Here is a 21294-nt window from a genome sequence, read left to right as displayed (position 1 = left end):
GTGTCCTCCCTTGATCCTAGACGGGCATACGCGTGTCGTTCTCCATGTCCGGTGTGCCGCCGCCATAGAGTGTTCTGAACGTGCGTTCGGAAGTGGCGTCGCGTGCAATGCGCGCCTGCTCTATTGCCTCTCCGACAGCTGCGATTGTCGCCCGTTCGCGCAGGATCATAGGATCCTGCGGCGCGAGAGGTTCGCGGGTCTCTGCCACGGCCTCTGCCGCCAGCCTGACCAGGCCCATCCACGGGTTGAACTTTTCCGAAAACATCAGACGGCTGGTGCGCATGGGATGCATCCATTTCAGCATCTCGGCGCTCGCCGTGGTGGTCATCAGCTGCACCCAGGGGCTGACGAAGGTGGAATAGAATGCCCTGTTGATTTCCGACACGCCCCGGACGGCGTCGAACGCCTGTTCGGGCACCTCATGGGCCAGGTCGCTGACGTCGCGGAGCTCGAACCGGACCTTGTATTGTGCGTCTCGTGCCTCTGTCTTGCCGGTGGGCGCCTCGATCTTCATCTCATAAAGGCCCGGTTTCAGCTTTTCGATCTTGCCCAGACTTTCCAGAATGGCGCGATGTTCCAGCTTGGCCACCGAGGCCGACACGAAGATGCCCAGATGACCAACATGGGCATTGGTCAGGTAGACGATCCGCTGGCCCGCCGCCTTGAGGTCCGCGGTGTCCTTGTAGACCGCCGGGATCCAGCCAAGCGCCTGTGCCGGTGGCGTGATGTTGTCGCCGTAGGACGCAAAGACGATCATCGGATTCTTGATCTTGCGCAGGTCGGCCACACAGTGATCGCCGATCCGCATTTCGCCATTTTCCAACTGGTTACCAATGAAAAGGTTCTGGGTGATTGACAGGATTTCCGGGCGACTGAGGGTGTAAAAGCCATTCCACCACCGCTCGAAATCGAGAAAGCGGTCGCGTTCGGTATCCACATTGGTGAACAGGTTGACGTATTTCGCCCAGATTGCTTTTTCCGGCTTGAGGCTCTCGAAGTTCTGCGCCAGCCATGCGCCGTCGAACCGCCCATCGCCCAGATCGGCCGTCAAATGGGCCAGCCATGCACCGCCCAGCAGGCCACCGGTGACACGCATCGGATTAACGCCTTCCTCGCCCGCCCAGTAGGACAGCGGCGAACCGTTCAGAACCACCGGTCCGGCAAGTCCTTCGCAGTGCGCGGCCAGCAGCGCAACTGCCCAACCTGCCTGACAATTGCCATAGAGGACTGGAGCGGCCCCATCGTGACGCGCCGCGACCTCTTCTACAAAGCGGCGCAAGGCGAACAGCACATCCTCAAGCGTCTGTTCCGGCGCGGGTTCGGGAAAGAAGATGACGAAATAGACCGGATGCCCCTCGGCCATCGCCATGCCGACCTCGCTGTCGCGCTTGAACCCGCCGATGCCGGGGCCGTGGCCCGCGCGGGGGTCCACCACGATGACGGGCGGCTTTGCGTCATCGACGCAATCATCCCAGCAATGCCCATCCACTTCGGTGATCCTGAGCAGGGCATAATTGGCCGGTCGGTCGAACTGGCGCGCATCCAGCAGGTTCTCGTATTTGAAGTCCAGCAGTGGCGGCATCCCGGCACGCTCATGCGCGATCATGTTGTCGGCGCGTTCGCGCAATGTGTCCAGAAACAAGACCGAGCGTTCCCAGAGATCACGACCATAGGCGGCCGGATCAGGTTGGGGTGAGGGTATGTCGGATGATGGATTGCAAACCTCCGCGTTTGCAGGAAGGAGAGACGCAATCGACGTTACGGTATTCATGCCGACGCCCTCCGCGCAAAGAAGTTCAAGGCAGGCACGAAGATCACGGCGATGTACCAGCCATAGGCAAAGCTTTCGACCAGCCCGAGCAGGGCGCTCGGCCAACTGATCCAGCTCACGCCGGGCAGCAGCGGCAACCAGGCCTGATACATCGTGGAGTCGGGAAAAATCAGGCCGAATATCACGCAAAGGGCAAAGCTGACTGCCAGCAATACGCCCAGGGCCATACCGACCGGGTAGATTCGAACAAGTTTGGAATCAGACATTTTGATGCCTCTTCTTTCAATCACGGCGCGAGCGAATTCACCTGACGCCACCAGCGCTCAAAGGGGTTGTCACAACGTTCAGGGGTGAGTGTCACGGAAGTCTTTGTATCTTTTCGTCGCAAGTGTCTCCGAACGGTGGAGCCGATCTTGGTCAGATACTCTCTGAACAGGGACGGCGACGACCTGCTTCGATCGTGACGGAATCGCAAAGACAAACAGCAGTGAGGCGATCACTGAAAAGGCGCTTAGCGCGAGCATGATTGAAGATCCTTTCATGGTTGTTTTCTGCGGCGCTGCACCCCAATGGGCCAGCGCCGCACAATCGCCGATCAGACCGCAGCCAAACGGCTCTATCCCTATGGGTGGCCAAGGTCATATCGTGCTGACACTCAGTTGTTGCTGCAGCAAGAGCCACCCGATTTAGCAACGGGGGGCTGAGGGCTGCGCAGGGCATCAGCAGCAGGCTTGGCTTTATGTACGCTGCAGCATCCTTTGGGCTTGGTGGGTTCGGCTTGGGGTTTCTCGGCGCGGTCCGTGTTTTGGTCCATTCTGGCCTCCTGGCATTAGGGGTTCGTCTTGTAGACGCTGATCGCAGCAATGCATTACAGAGAAATTACGGCTCGCTGCGACACCGGGAGCTTTCAGCCCTTAAATCCTTTGCTTGTTGGCACTGTCTCTTCCACCTAGTGCGCGCCAGCCGGCGGTACTTGCGGCAACCGATTCCGTCTTGGCGGCCATTTGGTATACCGCATGGTGGCACTCCGCATGGCCGGTTTCTTGCATCCTCTGATTTGCGCTGGGGGCAAAGCTTACCAACACTTGTTCTTGACCAGTTCCGATCAGCGACCTTCGTTCCAATCCCTGGTATTATGGCTTTGGCCTTCTAGAACGGGGTCCGGTATCTTGGCGGTCACAAGCACAGACACCAATTCGGCAGCTAGGTCGCGGCGAAATCCGCCAAGAAGGTAAGCGCAGTCCTTTGGGCCGAGGCCCAGAGCCTTTGCAGCCTCGGCCAAACTCTGGTTTTGGTCCTCGACCCGGCGGAACAGATCCCGCGACATCGGCGCATCGATATGGCGCGAATGCTTAGCGCAGGCGCAACTCATTCGGTGGACGAGACTGAACAATTCTGTCGGTGCCACTCGTCGGTCCGGTATTTCTGAATCTGATTTGGACGTGCTCTGGCCCATCATACCTACATCTCCATGATTGACGCCAGAATTAGAGCGTCATTATGGGAGTGGACGCTCCAAGGCTGCATCCATTACAGGCAATGGAACCAGTGCTTGGTTAGGTCGACGCGTCCTCCGGGGAGCAGTGCGTTTCGTCCTCCGGGCTTTCGCACCCGATCGGCGGGCAGTAGCAATCATCCCAGCCTGTTTTGCAGCATTTGCCGCAATGGCCCGTCAGCGCGTCGCGCAACGCCGCCCGTGCACGATGTAAGCGCACCCCAAGCGCCCCGCGAGACAGACCTAGATCAGCGGCAACTGCTGAACGCTCCTCTTCCCCAAAGTCGATTCGACGGATCAGATCGGCATCAGCGTCACTCAGTGCGGGTATCAGGCCATCCACACAGCGACAGAATTGCGCCATCTGCCCGGGGGCATCCTCCTCCCACTCCGCTGGTTCACGGCTATAGACATCGGCTAGTTGACCACGACGTGCCCACTGGCGGAAGTGATCGTTCATCGTCGACCGCAAGATGGCATAGAGCCAAGCATCCATCCGTTCCACATCCCGTAACTGATCCTTGCGCGTCAGCACCCGAATGCAGAACTCCTGCAGCACGTCTTCGGCATCTGCCTTATTGCCCAGCCGACGAACGAGGAACCCCAGAAACGCCTGTCGGCCCTCCGAAAGGGCAGTCTCGGCAGCCTCGGCCTTTTTCGTGGGTTCTTGCGATTCATTGTCTGGCTCGGTCATTGTTAACCTCCTTGCTATTGATTGAGGCATGATCGCACCTCCCCAAGGAAGTGACTGTACCTCAGCGTTTGGACTGAGCGCCTGTTCAATCTGAGATCCTATTCATTTAGGTATTCATGGCGTCTTTTGAAACATGAGGCGACCAAGCGTGTCATGTGGCCGCCATTGTCGGAACGCACCAGACAGGCTGCCGGTTGCCGTTTGGTGTCCTGAAACCAGCCCTCATAAAGCAATCCGTGACTCCTTTTTTTGGTAGTGAACCATCGCTATTCCCAAAAATATCATGCCAATTCCGATCGCCTGTAAAAGCGATAGGCGCTCACCGTAGATCAATACCCCTATGGTCAAGCCAAACACCGGAATCAAAAAGCTGAAAACACTGGCCCGGCTCAAAGGCACCGTTTCAAGAGCTGAAAACCATAGCCAGTAAACAAGGGCTGATCCTGCAAGGGCCAGAACGAGAAGCGATGATATGAATGTCGGCGTCCAGTTTATGGCGGTCGGCTCCTCCATGAGAAACGCGACGATGGCCAACGGGACACTGCCAATCAACATCTGCAATCCCATTGCCGAAAGGTTGTCCACTTTTCCGGCAATGGACTTGATCATGACATTGCTAAGCGTAACCCCGGCTGCAGCAAGAACAATGTAGGCTACACCAATCGCATAGCTCTTGTTTCCATCGACCATGAAATGAGGCAATGCGATCAAAACGATGCCCGCAAAGCCCGCGCATAATCCTATCTTGCCGAGAAGGGATAACTTCTCCCCCAGCCAAAGACTGGCCAGGACAGCCGCCAGCAAGGGTTGGGTATTGGCAATCACTGTCGCCAAGCCGGGCGAGACAAATTCTGCTGCGTGAAACATGCCTAGAAAACCCAGGCTTGTCGCGCCAAAGCCAATAACGGAAAGGGTGACCCAAACGCCCCATTCACGCGGAAATGGCCGACCAAAAGCAATCGCCAAGAGTGTTAGCGCAGCCCCTGCAATCGCCGCGCGCATGGCCGCAAATGTCATATGGGGAGAATATTCCAAGCCAGCAACGATGACTGGAAAGCACAAGGCCCAAAGCACCATGGCAAGGATGATCTTTATTGTCGAAGCAGTGGTCATGGCGCGCCTTTTGATTGCCAAATGCGTCTTGGTCATCAGCCAAACCTAAGGATCTGAACCGCCTCTGCCGGTAAAGAGTGTCACGGTTTGTAACCAGCGTCCGTTTTGCGAAATGCCGTTACACATTCACCCTGTCTGTCCGTTGCAACGTTGGTTTCATCTGCCATGTGTTTGGTATCGCAAGCTTAAAAGGAGTTAAGTCGATGAACCGCAATACCACATTCATTTTTGCAACTGCCGTAGCGACCGTCATGGGCGGAGCTGCGTTTGCCGATAACGGCTTTGTCACGGGTCATCACGAATTGCCCGACCGCGACAACAACGTTCATATGGGCGATACGATGCGCGGCCATTTCGAACACGCCGACCAGAATGGCGACGGCAAGGTCTCGCGCGCAGAAATGGAGGCTCACATGAACGCGGCGATGGAATTCCAGAGCATGTTTGAGGACAGAAACGGGCCTGGGAATCGTTAGCACCATCAATCATGCGTTCCGGGGGATGGCCACGCTATGTGCTCGTCCTCCTGAATGCTGCCAAACCCGTGAAGTATCTGGTTTGAATACTTGCTCGTCAGAAGACACTGCTGACTGGCGTTGATGGCGAATAGCAGCCGTCTTCCGGCAAAAGGCGCGCGGACTGAAGATCCTGACCCGTTGCGGCCATAGCGACGACTGCCTCCGGCAGTGGTCTGTTTTGTGCAGTGTCGGGCCCGCCAGGAATAGAAGCGGAACACGCTCCCAGCAAAAACGCTGCTGGGAGAAGTAAGCCAAGATGAATTCGCATATTTAAAATTTCCGCCTTTAGAACAACTTAACCTGAGTACCGACCTCGGCCAATCCAAACAACTCTTCGATATGTTCATTGTAGAGACCGATGCAGCCGTTCGACGATTGTCGACCGATCTTGCGCGTGTCACCGGTGCCGTGAACGCGGTAGTACTGCCATGACAGATAAAGGGCGTGTGTTCCAAGGGGATTGTCGGGGCCAGGGCCAACGAAATCCGGCCATTCGGGATTGCGCTCCTTCATCGACGGCGTAGGTCGCCAGCTCGGGCCATCTACCTTGCGAACCACCGTGGTATATCCGCGCCTAGTCAACTCCTCTGTCAAAGGAACGCTGGACGGGTAGAGCTTGTAGATGCTTTCGTCTTCCGACCAGAATTGGACCGCGCGGGAGTCGATGTCGCAGAGGATTGCGCCGTTTCTCAGATCGTCGAAATGGTCTTGCCAAGATGCAACCCTGAACCCGGAAATATTGCTCCGCACTGCCGGTGCCGCCAGACCCTCGCTTGTCTGTGCCATGGCCCTGCTGGTCGCGAGAACCAACCCACTTGCTGCTGCACCAAAGAGTGCAGTCCGGCGTGTGAACGGTCTGTCGTTAGCTCGTCTCATCAAGGAAACCTCTGGTCTTGTTATTTTTCCCGGTTCTAAGACCTACACCCGCTAGAGCTTCAATATGTTTCTGCTCACAAACCCGTGAGATTGAACTCGGTCATGGCATCAAAGAAATCTGCGGGTTTTTTGGAGGTAGGCTCGGTAAGCGTCCCCGTAGCGATCAATCAACCAGCGCTCTTCAGCGAAGGGCGCGAGTGCCAATGCAGTAACGCCGGTGATAATCACCGGCCACGCGAGGATTGAGGCGGAGAGCAATCCGATCCCGATGAGGATCGCCATGTCAGCCACATATTGAGGATTGCGGGAGAAGCGGTAAAGGCCACGGGTCCGCAGAACGCCTTCATCACCACTCGTCACCGCTATTCCAAGTTGCATCACACCGGACCAGACAACGGCATTGCCCAGAACGATCAGACAAAGCCCTAGACCCCAACGTATGATCCATGGGAAGTCGAGCTCACCCCATTCTAGCAGACCCAAAACGATGGCAGATCCGAAGCCGACGCACGTAAGTCCCCAGACGACAATCTTGTGGGCTCCTGTAGAGTGAATCGGCGGCCAGACACGTCGCTCCGGTTGGAACATGGACCAGAGTATACCCGCGACCAGCAACAGATTGGCCGCACAACCCAGCACGAGAACCACGGTTTTGAGGTCACCCATGACCATACCTGTCTGCGTCCCGATGTTTGGTTGCTGAGCGTTCAAACTCCAACGTTGAATGGTCGATCCCGAATTCCTCGTCGAGGCGGGTCTTGATTGCCGTCTTGATGTTTTCGAGGTCATCCCAGCGGTCCTCGGCGATTACGACGTGGGTATCGAGCGCCGCACGATGCTCCTGCATCTGCCAGAAATGCGCGTGATGAACTTCCTCGACACCGTCGAGATCCTCGACGGCCGCGATAACCTTGTCCGTGTCGATATCGGGTGGGCTTCCCAGCATCAGCGTGCGGATCGGGCCACCGATCTCGCTGAAGGCGAGCCAGAGGATGTAGGCAGCAATCCCGATGGTGATCGCAGGATCGACCCAGCGGATATCGTAGAGAAGGATGAGGACACCACCGACGATCACGGCCACGGACGCCAGTGCGTCGCTGAGGTTATGGAGGAAAAGCGCCCGGATGTTCACGCTGCCTTTCTGCATCGAATAGGTCAGCCACGCGGTGAGGGTATCGATGAACAGCGCCACACTGCCCAGGATGACCACGGTCCAACCCGCGACTTCTGGCGGATCAACAAACCGCATCGCGCCCTCATAGACCAGATAAAGGCCGATGATGATCAGCGAGGTATAATTGATCAGGGCGGCTACGATCTCGACCCTGCCATATCCGAAGGTCATTTTCGCATCGGCCGGGCGGCGCGCGATCTTACCCGCGCCGAATGCGATGACGAGCGACGCCATGTCGGAGAAGTTGTGGATGGCATCCGCGATCAGCGCGAGGCTGCCGGATAGTATCCCGCCGACAATCTGCGCGACCGTCAAGAGGCCGTTTGCCCAGATGGCAATGGCAACCCGCCGGTCGCCTTCTTTAGGCTCCATATGGGCATGATCATGCGGCACGAGAAGCCTCCTCATGGCCGTGGTTTGGCCGGCTGAGCCCTGGAACGCTTGGCAAACGACCAGCGCGGATCGCCCTGACGCGGGCATTCATCCAATGGCGAATGAGGTGCCGATAGATCCAGTCGCGCAGCGGGCCTAACGCCTGACGATGGTGCTCATAAAACATGTCAGGATTATCGAATGTTCCAAAATCGCGGGCGATGCCGGTCTTCTGGATATATGTACTCTCCCCCGTCCATCCGACTGGCGGTGCGCTCAAGCAGTCGGTCCCGACACCGTAGCCGCATAGGGACCGTGTTTCGGGAAACGACCGCTGCAAGGCCAACAGGAAGGATGTGTCGAGGATGAAGCCCTCAAGATCGACCCATCCTGCCTCGGTCTCGACCTCGATCCATGAGTGGAGGATTTCTGCGGGTGCGATCGGATAGATCAGTTCAGGCACGACGCCCCGTTGCAACGCTTTGTGGATTGTGAAGCCGTGCAAGCGGCATCTTACGCCAACAGCGCGTAGAAGCGCCATCAGCAGCGTTCCCTTCGTGTTGCATTGTCCATACCTGTCTTCGAGTACTTCGGAGGCAGGAATGTCGTCGGCGCGGTTATAGCCAAAGTCGATCTCGTTTCGCACGAAGTCGTAGATTGCACCAATTCGATCATGCAACGGCAAGGTTCCCCACCCCCGGTCGGCGATCAGAGCGGCAAGTGAAGGATGCCTGAAATCCAAGAGTGGCGTGGACGAAAGCAGCGGGTCAACAGGGGTCATGAGCGTTTCCTAGAATCAACTATACAGAGATGATATTTTCTACAGTCACTGTAGCTTCAACCTTTATCTTGTCGCGACGCGAGAGACTATTCTGGTTGGTGATTGTGAACTGCCTTGTGATGCTCGTCATGCGCGTCCCGCAGGATGCCTATGCCGCCCCACGCCGCGATGCCAGCCACCGCGACCCCGACAACGAGGTCGGGCCAGTTGCTGCCCAACCACCAAACGAGACCGCCCGCGATCAGGATGCCGCCGTTCGATGCGAAATCGTTGAGGCTGAAGGTGTTGGCGGCCCGGATGTTCACGTCCGGTTCCTTCAGTCGCCCGAGCAGCCAGATGCAGGCGAGGTTGACGACCGCAGCGATCAGCGACATTGCGATCATCAGAGTTCCGAGCGGTTCGGAACCGCCGACATAGCGCCCCCAAGCGTCAATCAGAATGCCAACCGCAAAGATCAGAAGCAATCCGCCGGATACGTTCGCGGCACCCCGCTTCCACTTCGACGACCGGGACAAGGCCAGAAGGCTGATGCCATAGACGAGGCTGTCGGATGTGTTGTCGAGACCATTGGCGATCAGGGCGCTGGAATCGCCGATAGCTCCCGTGGCGAAGAACCCCGCAGCGATTGCGAGATTGAGACCGAGAACAATCCAGAGCGTCTGGCGCTCTTTTTCATTCTTCCCGCTGAATTCGCTTTCGACCATCGAACTGGCAAACCCTCCGATTTCTAAGAAAGGGGGCAGAAACGCCCTCTTCGGATGCAGCTGTCAAAAATACATATAGAACCTCTAGCGACTGTAGATCCATAATAGCTTATTTACGTCCCTCTGGGCACCGAAAGAATAATCGCGGCACCGATCAAACAGATGGATGTCCCTATGAAGTCCCATCTGTCAGGTCGCTCGCCCTCGACGAACCACATCCAGAGCATGGAGGCCCCGATGTAGATGCCGCCATAGGCTGCGAAAGCGCGGCCCGCTGCGCTGGTTTCGACCTGCGCCAGCAACCAGCCGAAAAGCGCGAGCGCGATTATGCCGGGTGCGAGCCAGAGCGGTGATGCCCCAAGACGCCACCACGCCCAGATGGCGAAACACCCGCTGATCTCTGCGACAGCAGCCAGCGGATAGGCAATTGCGGCGTTCAAGCCCCAATCTCGTCGTGCTCGGTCAGACATTCCGCATGGTCTCGAAGGACCTCCAGAACCTTGCACTCCGCAACGCTGTCACCGTCGCACTCGGCGACCATGCGTTTCAATTCCTTCTTGAGCGCTTGCAGACGCTTGATCCGCTGTTCGACTTGGTGGAGTTGCCGACGCGCAATCGAATCCGCCTCCGCGCAGGATTGGGACGGATTGTCCGAGAGGTCCAGCAGCTCCCGGATGGAGTCGAGGGAAAATCCGAGCTGGCGTGAGTGCCGGATGAAAGCCAGCCGGTCGAGGTCCTTCTCAAAGTACCGGCGCTGGCCGCCTGCGGTCCTTCCGGCCTCGTTCATCAAACCGATTTCTTCGTAGTAGCGGATCGTCTGAACCTTGGTTCCGGTTCTCCGCGAGAGTGTTCCAATAGCCAGCATGTGCGATCCTTCAATCTACAAAGACTGTAGCTTACCGAAGAGCCAACTCCTTTGAAAAGACAAAGGTTTCACATCAGCGTGACTTCGGACAAAAAAAGTAACTTTTCGCTTGAACCTCTATCTGCTGTAGCTTGTATCCCGCGCACAGACAAACTGAACAGGTGGGTAGCGCAAGCAATGAAGAAGGTCCGGATAGTTCTCTGGTCGGCAGTGGTTGTCGCTGCGGCGGTGTCAGCCACGCTTTGGATGACTGAACGCAATCAGGGACCGGTCGCCGCGCGTGTTGATCCTGAGGCCGAGAGTTTCACTGCGGATTTTGAGCTGACGGACCATACCGGTATGGTGCAGACCGACGAGGATTTCCGAGGGCGCTGGATGCTCGTCTTTTTCGGATTTGCGAACTGCCCCGACGTGTGTCCCATGGGGCTCGCAACCATCACGCAGGTCATGGACGAGCTCGGCACACCAAGTTCCGCCGTCCAGCCACTGTTCATCACGGTCGACCCTGAAAGGGATACGCCAAGCGCTCTGGCCAACTACGTTCCCCAGTTCGGTCAGGGAATCCTTGGGTTGAGCGGACCGCCGGACCAAATCGAACGCACTGCCGAGACCTTCAGGATCTACTACCAGAAGATCGAGGAAGCCTCGGCGCCCGACGGCTATACGATGGGGCATACGTCGTCCTTCCTTCTCTTCGATCCGGAAGGCGAATTTGTCCGCATCTACGAATACGACGACGAACCCGGACTGATCGTTACTGATCTTCGCGAAAGGATCGGCGCGTGACAGCTAGCCCAGACGCAACGCCACGCGCCGCGAGCCCGGTGGCTTTCCTCTTCGCGGCATGGTTCGTCGCCTTGTCCGCGTCGCTTGCCGTGCTCTTCATCGGAGAGGTTCTGGGGCAGACCCCCTGCAATCTGTGCTGGTTCCAGCGTGCCTTCATGTTTCCGCTCGCGGTCATCCTCGGGGTGGCGGCGTGGCGCGCCGACCTCTCGATCTGGCGCTATGCCGCGCCGCTCGCGGTTCTGGGTGGTGCCGTCGCCCTTTACCATTCCCTGCTTTACGCAGGGATCGTGCCGTCGCCGATCGTCCCCTGCACGGCGTCCGGGCCATCCTGCACCGATGAGGCGATGCTGATCCTTGGCCTGCCAATCCCTCTGCTCTCCCTGCTGACGTTCGGGGCAATCCTTGTCCTTCTCATTCAACTTCGACGGATATCAATATGAACCGAAAGACACTTCTGCTCGCGATACTCACTCTGGTACTGGCCGTTTTCGTGGCTGGTGCCTGGTTCGTATCGCGCCCCGATCCGACCCCGGTGGCGACAGCCGCTCCGTTGGAACAACAGGATCGTCTTGTTCGGTCCTATTCTCCCATACTCGGGCGTGAGGATGCGCCAGTGACCATCGTGGAGTTCTTCGACCCTGCCTGCGAGGCCTGCCGCGCCTTCCATCCAATCGTGAAGCAGATACTGGCGCAATACCCCGACGATGTGCGCGTCGTCATGCGCTACACGCCGTTCCACGGCGAGGGGTCCGAGCTGGCAATCAAGGTGCTGGAAGCGGCTCGGTTGCAGGACGTTTTTGTTCCCGTGCTGGAAGCGCTGCTTGAAAATCAGCCTGCCTGGGCCTCCCATGGCGCGCCTGCGGCAGAGCGGATCATGGAGATCGCCGGAGCGGCGGGTCTGGATACTGCGGCGGCGGCGGACCAGATCAGGTCACCCAGCATCGTCGGCGTCCTCAATCAGGACCGGGCCGACGTCGAAGCTGTCGGAATCCAAGGCACACCGACGTTCTTCGTCAACGGTAAGCCTTTGCCAGAGTTCGGTGCGGAGCAGCTTTTGTCGCTCGTCCAAGCCGAAGTCGAGGCTGTGGCAACCAACTAGAACGAACAGGAGAACCAACGTGTTCGAAACCTTCGCAAAGGCAATCCAGAGCCTGTCTGTCGCTCTTATGATGGGCTTGCCAATCGCATCCTCAGCGCAACAGTTGTCAGACAACGCATCGATTGTGGTTGAGAGCCCCTGGGCGCGCGCGAGCCTTAGAACGTCGCGGCCCGGCGGGGCCTATCTGACCGTTCGGAACGAGGGCAGCGACCCGATCTCCCTCATCGGTCTTCGCGCGGAGATCTCCGGGATGGCCTCGATCCACGAAACCAGAACCAATTCTGACGGCGTCAGCAGCATGGCTCCGGCCAACGATATCATGATCCCGGCCGGGGGCATGATCGCCCTCGAACCTGGCGGATATCACGCCATGCTGATGCAACTGCAATCTCCGCTCGTCGAGGGGGAGACTTTTTCGCTGACCCTGCTCTTTTCTGACGGGACAGAGCTTGAAATCACTGTTCCGATCGTCGGCATCGGCGCACGCGGCCCCGAAGGCTGATCCGAATGATGTTAAGGGTGGCCAAAATCGCAGCGATCGGCGCGGCGGCAGTCTTTGCCGCCCTATTCGTCGGCTGGTGGCAGGTCGATGGGCCTGGAGCTGATCCTGCTCCGGGCAAGAGGCCCATGCCGCTATCCTTGATGGATTTCAGCCTGACGGATCAGGATGGTCGGGATGTCGGCCCGGAAACCCTCATCGGCGAGCCGAGTCTGGTCTTCTTCGGCTTCACCTATTGCCCCGACGTCTGCCCGACGACCCTCTCGGACATTTCCGGCTGGCTCGACGAGCTTGGGCCGGACGCCGGAAACCTGAACACAATTTTTATCACCGTGGACCCGGACCGCGACACGGTCGAGACCATGGCCGAGTATGTCTCGTATTTCCATCCGCAGATTCAGGGATGGACGGGTCCGCCCAACCAGATCGCCGCCATCGCCGACGGTTTCCATGCCACCTATGAGAAGGTTGAGGGCGAAAACGGCGAATATACGATGAACCACACGGCGGGTGTTTTCCTGTTCGATGCGACAGGCCGCTTCGTCACCACCATCGACTATCACGAACCACGTGAATTCGCCGTGCCGAAGATAAGGCGCGCGATGCAGGACAGAACCGAGGGGGCAGAATCTTGAAACTGAGACATATCGTTCTGGGAACGACAATGGCCGCGGCAGCGGTCAGCACAATAGCGAGCCGGGCTTTGATCCTGGAGGCGCCGCCCGAGAACATCTTTTCCGAGGCTCCGGTGGCCTTGGACAGTCCACCCGAACCTCTCGATGGACCAGGCGTCAACACATCCGGCGATACGATGCCGAATATTCTTCCTGCCGCTTTTCAGCCGCCTGAGTTTCCCGCACTCGAACGGGCCGAGCCAGATAATCTGATGGCGCTTGTTCAGGCCCTCGCCACGCCGCCTTGGGAGGCGACGGTCGAGGCGGGTGACACATTGGACGTGCTTCTCTCTCTCGCGGACATGGATGCGCAAACACGGACCGAAGTCGCACTGGCACTGACGGTTGAGTACGACCTGCGCCGCCTTCGACCGGGCCATCGTCTCAGCGTCGACTTTCGCCCGGACGGCACGCCATCCGTTGTGACGTTGGCTGTCGATGACGGTGTGCGGATCGAAGTCACCCTGGACGACACCATTGCGAGTCGGGCGGTAACGCCGAGCGCGTTGACAGTCGAGCGTGCGAGCCAGCTGCTGGTAAACGGGTCGATCTACGCTTCGCTGGATCGAGCAGGCGTCCCGGCCCGTTTTGCCGTCGATCTCGCACAAATCCTCGGGGAAACGGTCGACTTTCGCAGGGATATTCAAGGCGGAGAGACCCTGAATATCCTTTGGGGTCAGACCGTCCTTCGCGATGGTTCAGAGGTCGGTCAACCGTCAATCTCCTATGCGGCCCTCGATCTGGCCGACGACCGCTTCGAAATCCTCTGGTCAGCCGAAGACAGCGGGCGGGCAACGGTCTATTTGAATGGTGAAATCCTGCGGACGGTCGCGCCGCCGGTGGAAGGCGCACGACTGTCGTCGGTCTTCGGGCAGCGCAAGCATCCGATCTACGGCAATATGCGGATGCACACAGGTGTCGATTATGCCGCCGCTGCGGGGATACCGATTGCAGCGACCGCACCCGGACGGGTCTCCTTCATCGGATGGCGGAGCGGGTATGGCCGGGTGGTCGAGATCGCGCACGGGTCAGACACAATGACCCGCTATGCGCACCTCAGCGCTGTGCCGGAGGGTCTGGCCGTCGGAAACCGCGTGGTCGCGGGCGAAACGATTGGCCAGGTCGGTGAGACAGGCACGGCGACAGCTCCGAACCTTCACTACGAAGTGCGCGTGGACGGCCGACCTATCGATCCGCTCGGGGAGGAATTGCTCGCCTCTGCGGAAAATTTCGACACTGCGGATGCCACTGAAATCCTTGAAGAGACGCGCACACGGTTCGCGACCTTTCTTCGCGAAGACACATGACTGATTTGAAAGGAATTCCGATGAAAAACAGGTTTCAAACCTTGGCCGCTGCGACCCTCATGATTGCTGCCGCGACGGCAGTAACCGCCCAGACCGCTATCCACGTCGGAAAGACGCGCAGCTGCGGTTGTTGCCTTGCCTGGATGGAAAAGCTGTCCGATGCCGGGTTCGCTCCTGAAGGTGAGAATATGGGCGGGGCGTTGATCCGTCTGAAAATGGATCGCGGTATTCCCGTCGATATGTTCTCCTGTCACACGGCGACCGTCGAAGGCTACACCATCGAGGGTCACGTTCCGCCAGCCGATATTACTCGACTGCTTGAAGAACGTCCCGATGCCATAGGCCTGGCCGTGCCCGGCATGCCCATCGGCTCGCCCGGCATGGATTTCGGCGACGATGCCGAAGCCTACGATGTCTTTCTGGTGAAATCCGACGGCTCCACTGAGATTTTTTCGTCCTATCCGGCGAGTTAAAGTGGAGCAAATCACAACACTCTCACCAGTCGCACTGGGCTTTCTAGGCAGCCTGGCCGCCGGTCTCATGACCGCCGTCGGGGCGACGCCCGTGCTTCTCGGCAAGACCCCGTCACGCAAATGGCGCGATATTTCGCTCGGCTTTGCCGCCGGGGTCATGCTTGCCGCGTCTTTCTTTTCTCTCATCATACCGGCACTCGACGCAGCGGAGGGCCGATACGGGGATGGCGCGATACCGGCGCTGATCGTCTGTGCTGCGATCCTGATGGGCATGGGCGCGGTCGCCATGATGAACGAAATGATCCCGCATGAGCATTTCAGCAGCGGGCGCGAAGGCCCAGAGGCGGTCTCGCTGCGCCGTGTCTGGCTCTTCATCATCGCCATCACGATCCACAATGCGCCGGAGGGCTTGGCCGTCGGCGTTGCGTTCGGAGCTGATGGTTTTACAGGCGGATTTCCCGTCGCTCTCGGGATCGGATTGCAGAATGCGCCTGAAGGGCTGGCTGTTGCAGTCGCCCTACTGGGCGAGCGATACTCGGCAGGCCGCGCCTTTGGCATTGCGGCACTGACCGGTCTGGTCGAACCCGTCACAGGGTTTCTCGGTGCCGCGGTGATGGTCGTAGCGCAGCCTCTCCTGCCCTGGGGTCTGGCTTTTGCGGCGGGTGCGATGCTTTACGTCATCAGCCACGAGATCATCCCGGAAACCCATCGCAGCGGCCACCAGAAGCAGGCGACGACCGGGCTCGCGATCGGGCTCGTCGTCATGCTGTTCCTCGATGTCTGGTTGGGGTGATCCATGGCAACTCGTTCCATCGGCATTTGTACAGCTGTCGCGGCGCTCGCCGCCGATCAGGCATCGAAGGCGTTTGTGCTTGCGAACGCAGAAGCGCTCGCCACCGGCGTCGCTGTATTCCCCGGCTTCAACCTGATCTTCCACCGCAACTACGGCGTGACCTTTGGGTTCTTTCAAAATGTGCCGTGGTGGGTCCTTGCATTGGTCGCCACCGCCGTCGTTCTGTTCCTCGTCGTTTCACTGATCCGGGCAACGCAGGCAGCCGAGGCGGTTGCCTACGGCATGGTGATCGGCGGCGCTCTTGGGAATATCGTCGATCGTCTTCGCTTTGAAGGGGTGACCGATTTTCTGGATTTCTATCTCGGAACGGCGCATTGGCCAGCGTTCAACCTCGCGGATGTCTTCGTGGTCTGCGGCGTGGGGATTTTGCTGATCTTCTCGGGGCGCGAAAAGGTCGCTGCGTCCGAAACCTCAAGATAGATCTCGGTGATTTCAATCGGCATCACTGTTCTCCGCATTTCCGGAATGTCAGGTATCATCCTCACATTCTGTGCATTCGGCCTCGGCGCTTTGGCGGTTCTCGCTCTGCCACCATTCTCGATGCCGGTGCTTTTGCCCGTCGCGTTTGGCGCGCTGTATCTCCTCACGGTCGGAGAGAGCCGCATGCGGGCCGGACTTGCCGGATGGGCGTTCGGCGTTGGCTTCTTCCTGTTCGGATTGTCCTGGATCGCGGAGAGCTTTTTTGTCGACGCGGAGCGGTTCGGCTGGATGGCCGTTCCTGCGGTGGCTGGACTGGCCGCCGGCCTTGCGCTGTTTCCGGCGGCGGCAATGGCAGCGTTCGCATGGAGCAGGACGAAAGGTGTCTCCGGCGCATTGATCTTCGCGATCTGCTGGTCGGTTTCGGAATGGCTGCGCGGCACCATGCTGACAGGCTTTCCCTGGAACCTGATTGCCTACACGTGGGCCGACTACGATATTCCACGCCAAATGGCCGCATGGGTTGGCAGCTACGGACTTGGCCTCCTCACAGTTCTGTTGTCGGTCCTGCCCGTAACGCTCCTCATGCGGAATCGTCGCCAAAATGCGTTCGCCGCATTTGTTTTCATGTCGGTGGTGGCGGGTGCCGGAACCCTGGGCACGGTTCGCCTTATGGCCACCACACCGCCAACAGACACAACCGTCAGGATCGTTCAGGGAAACATTCCTCAGACAGAGAAATGGAACCCCGCGTTCCGCGACCGGAACATATCCCGCTATCTGGATCTGTCCGCGCAGTCTGGCAGGTTCGACGTCCTTCTCTGGCCCGAAAGCGCATTTCCCGGCTATCTCGACGAGGATCCTGGAATGTTGGGTCGAATTGCCGAACGTCTGCCTGAGGGCCGCGTTCTTCTCATCGGGGCACAGACGCGCGAGTCGGATGGCACTGACATACGCTACAGAAATTCGATCCTCGCGGTCGATCAGACCGGACGGATCGTCACGAGATACGCCAAGCATCATCTCGTGCCGTTCGGGGAATACGTTCCCTTGCGGAGTTTTCTTCCGCTCCAGCGACTGACAGCAGGGCTTGGGGACTTCACTCCCGGTCCCGGCCCTCAAACCTCTGAACTTGCCGGTTTGCCTCCGGTCGGCCTTTCGATCTGCTACGAGGCCATTTTTCCAGGACGTGTCGTAGACGCCGCTTCGCGCCCGGACTGGATATTCAACGCCACCAATGACGCTTGGTTCGGTGCGTCTCTCGGTCCCCGGCAACATCTGGCCTCTGCCAGGATGCGCGCGGTCGAAGAGGGGCTGCCGATGGTTCGCGCGGCCAACACGGGCATTTCAGCAGTTATCGATGGGTACGGCCGGATCGTCGCCCGCCTCGGGCTGGATGAGACCGGCGTGCTGGACGCCCGTTTGCCAGCTGCGCTCCCGGCCACGCCATTCGCGAAATACGGGCAGATGATGTTCCTGCTCGTTTTGGCAGCGTGCATCGCGGGAGCCATTGGGTTGACTATTGGAAAGGAAAAGGCACCATGATCGTGATCTTCGGAGCATTGGTCGGCGCCGCATGGGGCGGATATCTCGCCAAGAAGCGTGGCGGCAACAGGCTGGACATCGCCCAGTACGCGGCAAGTTCCGCGATCGCATTCGGACTCCTGGCGTTGTTCGCCTCGATCGTTCTTGCACGGGTTCTATGAACCGCCGTCCAAGGCCGGATAGGCGCTAGGCGAATATGTCGATCGGCGTCCCGTCCCGCACCATCGCGTAGATATCCTCAATTTCGCGGTCCGACACCGCGATGCAACCCGCCGTCCAGTCTGGCTTGATCGCGTCGATCCCGGGTCGTGGCCCGCCATGGATGAAAATGTCGCCGCCTGGCTCACGGCCCTGTGCAGCGGCGAAGGCGATATCGGCCTCGTTCGGATAGGAGATTCCGATGGAGAGATGGAACAGACTGTCGGGATTGCGTCGGTCGACGGTATAAGCCCCTTCGGGCGTTTTCCCGTCACCCTCGAACTGCTTGGGCCCCTCGGGCGCGAAACCGAGGTCTATCCTGTAGGCTTTCAGGACCGAAGTATTGTTGAACAGGAACAGGTTCCGGTCACCTTTGAACATCTGCAACCGGGTGACCTCGGGCCCATCGTAGGTTCGGAATTTGCTGGCGCACCCTGCAAGGCCAAGTGCAAGTCCGCCCAAGAGTGCCGTTCGTCGTGTCGTTTTCATCATGTCGTCTGCTCGATCTTTTTACCTGTCCACTCATATCGGTATCGGTATGTCTGATCAATCAATGGCCGTGCGCCAGGGCTCCCTGCGCCATCTTCTCGCCCACTTGCTCACCCCCGGACCCGTCCGGCCGATCCTTCTTGGCCCGGAGCAGCCTTAGTGCGTTGGCGACTACGAGTAGCGAAACGCCGACATCCGCAGCGATGGCACCCCACATTGTTGCCATGCCGAACGCTGTCAACCCGACGAACAGCGCCTTCGTCGCAAGCGCAATTGCGATGTTCTGATGGATGACGTTCATGGTGCGGCGCGAATGCCCGATCAGCCACGGCACTTTGGCAATATCGTCTGTCATCAGCGCAATATCGGCCGTTTCGATGGCTGCATCCGATCCGACCGCGCCCATGGCGATGGCGAAATGCGCCCGCGCCATGGCTGGGGCGTCATTCACACCATCTCCGATCATTGCCACGACATCGTAACTGGCAACCAGTTCTTCGATTGCCGCCACCTTGTCTTCTGGCAGGAGTTCTGCGCGAACCTCATCGATGCCGACTTCCGCCGCCACGGCGCGCGCCGTGCGTTCATTGTCGCCGGTCAGCATGATGATCTTTTTCACGCCCTGGGCATGCAGGCGTGCCACGACCACCTTCGCATCCGGGCGGATGCGGTCGCGCAGTTCGATCAGGCCCAGCAGGCGGTCCGCGGAGCCTACGGCAACGAGTGTGCTGCCAGCCCCTTCGATCCGTTCCAGCAGGTCGCGGGGGATCGCTTCGCCAAGCCCCTTCTCGGTCGCAAATCGATCCGAGCCGAGCCAGACGGGCTGACCCTCCCAGGTTCCCTCGACACCGCGGCCCGGCACCGTTTTGGTGTCGGTAGCCGCCGACTGCTTCAACCCGTCGCGTTCGCCGCGCGCCAGGATGGCTCGCGCCAGAGGATGCGAAGAGCGGGCTTCCAACGCGACAGCGGCGCTCAGAAGGTCGCGTTCGACCGTGCCGCCTAAAGGATGCAGGCCCGCGACCTCCGGTTCTCCCATGGTGATCGTCCCGGTCTTGTCCATTGCCAGAGCTGTCAGGCGTGACGGAGCCTCCACATAGGCACCGCCCTTGATCAGCACGCCATTGCGTGCCGAGGCCGCGAGCGAAGCGACGATGGAGACCGGCGTAGAAATCACGAGCGCACAGGGGCAAGCGATTACCAGAAGAACCAGCGCATTGTAGAACCAGTAATTCCATGCCCCCGCGAACAGCAGCGGCGGAACGACGGCGATTAGAATCGCCAGCGCCATCACGATGGGCGTGTAGATGCGGGCGAATTTCGTGACCCATTGCTCGACCTCGGCGCGGCGCGAATGGGCGTCGCCTACCATACGGATGATTTTCGAGAGCACGGTATCGCCCGCGGCCTTCGTGGCCCTGACCGTCAACGTGCCGTCGCCATTAATTGTGCCAGCGTAGACCTCGTCTCCGGCTTCCTTGGCGACTAGTGCGCTTTCCCCGGTAATCGGAGCCTGATCAACATCGCCCCGACCCTCGGTCACCTCTCCGTCGAGCGGGATACGGTCTCCGCCGCGCACCACGAAGCGGTCACCGATCGCAACCTGAGCCGCAGGAACATCGGTCTCTGATCCGTCGGCGCGAATGACGCGCGCCGTGGGTGGTGCCAGGTCCAACAGGGCCGAGACCGCGTTGCGCGCACGCCCCACGCTCCAGGATTCGAGAGCGAGCGACAGAGCAAAGAAGAATGCGACCGTCGCCGCCTCGAAAAACTCGCCCAGCCCGATCGCACCGGCTACGGCAACGATCATCAGGAGGTTCATGTCAGGCGTCAATCTACGCGCGGCGGACCATGCTTTGGGGGCGACCAGCCAGGCTCCGAACACCACCGCCAGCATGAACAGCCCCATCTCGACCAGAGGCATAGACGTCTCGCCATGACCGGAGAAGAGCCGCAGCGCGCCGCCCGCCCCCGTCTCGACGATGTGGTAAAGGAACCCCGCGGCCCAGAAGCCGCCGCTGAGTCCGGTGAAGAGGCGTTGACGTGCGAAATGCGCCGCCTGATCCGCTTCGGCGCTTTCGGCATCCCACATCTTCGCGCTCATCCCAGTCGACCCGACGATCTTGATGATCTTATCGTCGCTGAGCGGTTTGGCGCTTTTGAGGATGGTCATGCGCCCGTTGATCACATCGAAGGCCAGATGCTCGCTGCCGCCGACTTCCGGCCCGACGACCTTGTTCAGGATCGCGACCTCTTCCGCACAATCCAGCCCGTTAACGCGAAAACTGCGTCCGGAGGATGGTGGAGGTGCTGCCACCTGCGCGGTGTCTTCGGCCGTCTGGCCGCAGCAAGCCTTTGTGTCTTTGCGATCATCCTGATGACCGTGCGGATGCGTGTCTGGACCGTCGTGGGACATGGGAAACCTCTGAGAATAAGCGTTGAGCCAAAGATAGGAGCTTCAGTTGCTAGAGGTTCAAGAAGTTTCTTGGGATGTTCTGTGCTTAAGGCCATCACAATCAGCACTGTACCTCCTCTGAACTGTTCGGGCGCGACAGCGAGGCGATTGGACTTGACCTTCCATCTACGGGAAGCAC

25 protein-coding genes are annotated in these 21294 nt (G+C 59.2%); 12 read left to right on the top strand and 13 right to left on the bottom strand.

The annotated features are described in order from the left end of the window. Window positions 1-16 precede the first annotated feature (16 nt). The 4 genes from N7U68_RS20565 to N7U68_RS20550 form a co-directional block, all read right to left on the bottom strand. Window positions 17-1771 (bottom strand): DUF3141 domain-containing protein, encoded by a 1755-nt coding sequence (locus N7U68_RS20565; protein ID WP_263049211.1) that lies wholly within the window; start codon window positions 1769-1771, stop codon window positions 17-19. Then, window positions 1768-2037, bottom strand: a complete 270-nt coding sequence (locus tag N7U68_RS20560) for a DUF5676 family membrane protein (RefSeq protein WP_263049210.1) — start codon at window positions 2035-2037, stop codon at window positions 1768-1770. Before N7U68_RS20560 ends, N7U68_RS20565 begins: the two co-directional genes overlap by 4 nt. A 1290-nt stretch (window positions 2038-3327) precedes the next feature. Continuing rightward, window positions 3328-3960, bottom strand: coding sequence for an RNA polymerase sigma factor (locus N7U68_RS20555; protein WP_263049209.1), 633 nt, complete (start codon window positions 3958-3960; stop codon window positions 3328-3330). Window positions 3961-4182: 222 nt separating this feature from the next. Continuing rightward, entirely contained in the window at window positions 4183-5109 is a 927-nt protein-coding gene (locus tag N7U68_RS20550) for a DMT family transporter (RefSeq protein ID WP_263049208.1), read from the bottom strand. Window positions 5110-5276: 167 nt separating this feature from the next. Between N7U68_RS20550 and N7U68_RS20545 the strand changes: the two genes are divergently transcribed. Next, window positions 5277-5549 (top strand): EF-hand domain-containing protein, encoded by a 273-nt coding sequence (locus N7U68_RS20545; protein ID WP_263049207.1) that lies wholly within the window; start codon window positions 5277-5279, stop codon window positions 5547-5549. Window positions 5550-5876: 327 nt separating this feature from the next. Here the strand turns inward: N7U68_RS20545 and N7U68_RS20540 are convergent, their stop codons facing one another. The 7 genes from N7U68_RS20540 to N7U68_RS20510 form a co-directional block, all read right to left on the bottom strand. Next, on the bottom strand, window positions 5877-6467 hold the full coding sequence (locus tag N7U68_RS20540) for a L,D-transpeptidase (protein ID WP_069301615.1): 591 nt from the start codon (window positions 6465-6467) through the stop codon (window positions 5877-5879). A 108-nt stretch (window positions 6468-6575) separates the two neighbouring features. Beyond that, on the bottom strand, window positions 6576-7133 hold the full coding sequence (locus N7U68_RS20535; RefSeq protein WP_263049206.1) for a methyltransferase family protein: 558 nt from the start codon (window positions 7131-7133) through the stop codon (window positions 6576-6578). Then, on the bottom strand, window positions 7126-8034 hold the full coding sequence (locus N7U68_RS20530; RefSeq protein WP_263049205.1) for a cation diffusion facilitator family transporter: 909 nt from the start codon (window positions 8032-8034) through the stop codon (window positions 7126-7128). The genes N7U68_RS20535 and N7U68_RS20530 overlap by 8 nt, the downstream gene beginning before the upstream one ends. Then, the gene (locus N7U68_RS20525; RefSeq protein WP_263049204.1) at window positions 8024-8794 is read right to left on the bottom strand and encodes a transglutaminase-like domain-containing protein; all 771 of its coding nucleotides are present in this window, start codon (window positions 8792-8794) and stop codon (window positions 8024-8026) included. Before N7U68_RS20525 ends, N7U68_RS20530 begins: the two co-directional genes overlap by 11 nt. A gap of 86 nt (window positions 8795-8880) precedes the next feature. Further along, window positions 8881-9498: a cation efflux transmembrane domain-containing protein gene (locus N7U68_RS20520; protein WP_263049203.1), complete on the bottom strand. Its 618-nt coding sequence runs from the start codon at window positions 9496-9498 to the stop codon at window positions 8881-8883. Window positions 9499-9611: 113 nt separating this feature from the next. Beyond that, window positions 9612-9938, bottom strand: a complete 327-nt coding sequence (locus N7U68_RS20515) for a YnfA family protein (protein ID WP_090270124.1) — start codon at window positions 9936-9938, stop codon at window positions 9612-9614. Next, window positions 9935-10363, bottom strand: a complete 429-nt coding sequence (locus N7U68_RS20510; RefSeq protein ID WP_024099356.1) for a MerR family transcriptional regulator — start codon at window positions 10361-10363, stop codon at window positions 9935-9937. The genes N7U68_RS20515 and N7U68_RS20510 overlap by 4 nt, the downstream gene beginning before the upstream one ends. Window positions 10364-10540: 177 nt before the next feature. Here N7U68_RS20510 and N7U68_RS20505 point away from each other — a divergent pair, with 177 nt between their 5' ends. The 11 genes from N7U68_RS20505 to N7U68_RS20455 all read left to right on the top strand — a co-directional run bounded on the left by N7U68_RS20505 (window position 10541) and on the right by N7U68_RS20455 (window position 18177). Next, window positions 10541-11149: an SCO family protein gene (locus N7U68_RS20505; RefSeq protein ID WP_373323017.1), complete on the top strand. Its 609-nt coding sequence runs from the start codon at window positions 10541-10543 to the stop codon at window positions 11147-11149. Next, window positions 11146-11589 (top strand): disulfide bond formation protein B, encoded by a 444-nt coding sequence (locus N7U68_RS20500; RefSeq protein ID WP_373323016.1) that lies wholly within the window; start codon window positions 11146-11148, stop codon window positions 11587-11589. Before N7U68_RS20505 ends, N7U68_RS20500 begins: the two co-directional genes overlap by 4 nt. Further along, on the top strand, window positions 11586-12248 hold the full coding sequence (locus N7U68_RS20495; protein ID WP_263049344.1) for a DsbA family protein: 663 nt from the start codon (window positions 11586-11588) through the stop codon (window positions 12246-12248). The genes N7U68_RS20500 and N7U68_RS20495 overlap by 4 nt, the downstream gene beginning before the upstream one ends. A gap of 67 nt (window positions 12249-12315) precedes the next feature. Further along, window positions 12316-12750, top strand: coding sequence for a copper chaperone PCu(A)C (locus N7U68_RS20490; RefSeq protein ID WP_373323018.1), 435 nt, complete (start codon window positions 12316-12318; stop codon window positions 12748-12750). An 8-nt stretch (window positions 12751-12758) separates the two neighbouring features. Next, the gene (locus tag N7U68_RS20485) at window positions 12759-13382 is read left to right on the top strand and encodes an SCO family protein (protein ID WP_263049342.1); all 624 of its coding nucleotides are present in this window, start codon (window positions 12759-12761) and stop codon (window positions 13380-13382) included. Beyond that, window positions 13379-14728: a M23 family metallopeptidase gene (locus N7U68_RS20480; RefSeq protein WP_263049341.1), complete on the top strand. Its 1350-nt coding sequence runs from the start codon at window positions 13379-13381 to the stop codon at window positions 14726-14728. Before N7U68_RS20485 ends, N7U68_RS20480 begins: the two co-directional genes overlap by 4 nt. 20 nt (window positions 14729-14748) lie before the next feature. Next, the gene (locus N7U68_RS20475; protein ID WP_263049347.1) at window positions 14749-15201 is read left to right on the top strand and encodes a DUF411 domain-containing protein; all 453 of its coding nucleotides are present in this window, start codon (window positions 14749-14751) and stop codon (window positions 15199-15201) included. A gap of 10 nt (window positions 15202-15211) precedes the next feature. Next, window positions 15212-15994 (top strand): ZIP family metal transporter, encoded by a 783-nt coding sequence (locus N7U68_RS20470; protein ID WP_263049346.1) that lies wholly within the window; start codon window positions 15212-15214, stop codon window positions 15992-15994. A 3-nt stretch (window positions 15995-15997) separates the two neighbouring features. Continuing rightward, window positions 15998-16474, top strand: a complete 477-nt coding sequence (lspA, locus tag N7U68_RS20465; RefSeq protein ID WP_093734373.1) for a signal peptidase II — start codon at window positions 15998-16000, stop codon at window positions 16472-16474. A gap of 45 nt (window positions 16475-16519) precedes the next feature. Beyond that, on the top strand, window positions 16520-18016 hold the full coding sequence (gene lnt, locus N7U68_RS20460; RefSeq protein WP_263049340.1) for an apolipoprotein N-acyltransferase: 1497 nt from the start codon (window positions 16520-16522) through the stop codon (window positions 18014-18016). Further along, window positions 18013-18177 (top strand): hypothetical protein, encoded by a 165-nt coding sequence (locus N7U68_RS20455; RefSeq protein ID WP_047997977.1) that lies wholly within the window; start codon window positions 18013-18015, stop codon window positions 18175-18177. The genes lnt and N7U68_RS20455 overlap by 4 nt, the downstream gene beginning before the upstream one ends. Before the next feature lie 25 nt (window positions 18178-18202). On the opposite strand, the gene N7U68_RS20450 is transcribed toward N7U68_RS20455, so the two are convergent. Together N7U68_RS20450 and N7U68_RS20445 are read right to left on the bottom strand one after the other, a co-directional pair. Continuing rightward, on the bottom strand, window positions 18203-18703 hold the full coding sequence (locus tag N7U68_RS20450; protein WP_047998128.1) for a L,D-transpeptidase family protein: 501 nt from the start codon (window positions 18701-18703) through the stop codon (window positions 18203-18205). Between the two features lie 61 nt (window positions 18704-18764). Then, the gene (locus N7U68_RS20445; RefSeq protein WP_263049339.1) at window positions 18765-21116 is read right to left on the bottom strand and encodes a heavy metal translocating P-type ATPase; all 2352 of its coding nucleotides are present in this window, start codon (window positions 21114-21116) and stop codon (window positions 18765-18767) included. Window positions 21117-21294: the final 178 nt, after the last annotated feature.

Source organism: Roseovarius pelagicus (genome assembly GCF_025639885.1).
GTDB classification, from domain to species: Bacteria; Pseudomonadota; Alphaproteobacteria; order Rhodobacterales; family Rhodobacteraceae; genus Roseovarius; species Roseovarius pelagicus.
The sequence above is the reverse complement of the archived record's forward strand: the minus strand, read 5'-3'. Positions and strand labels throughout refer to the sequence as shown.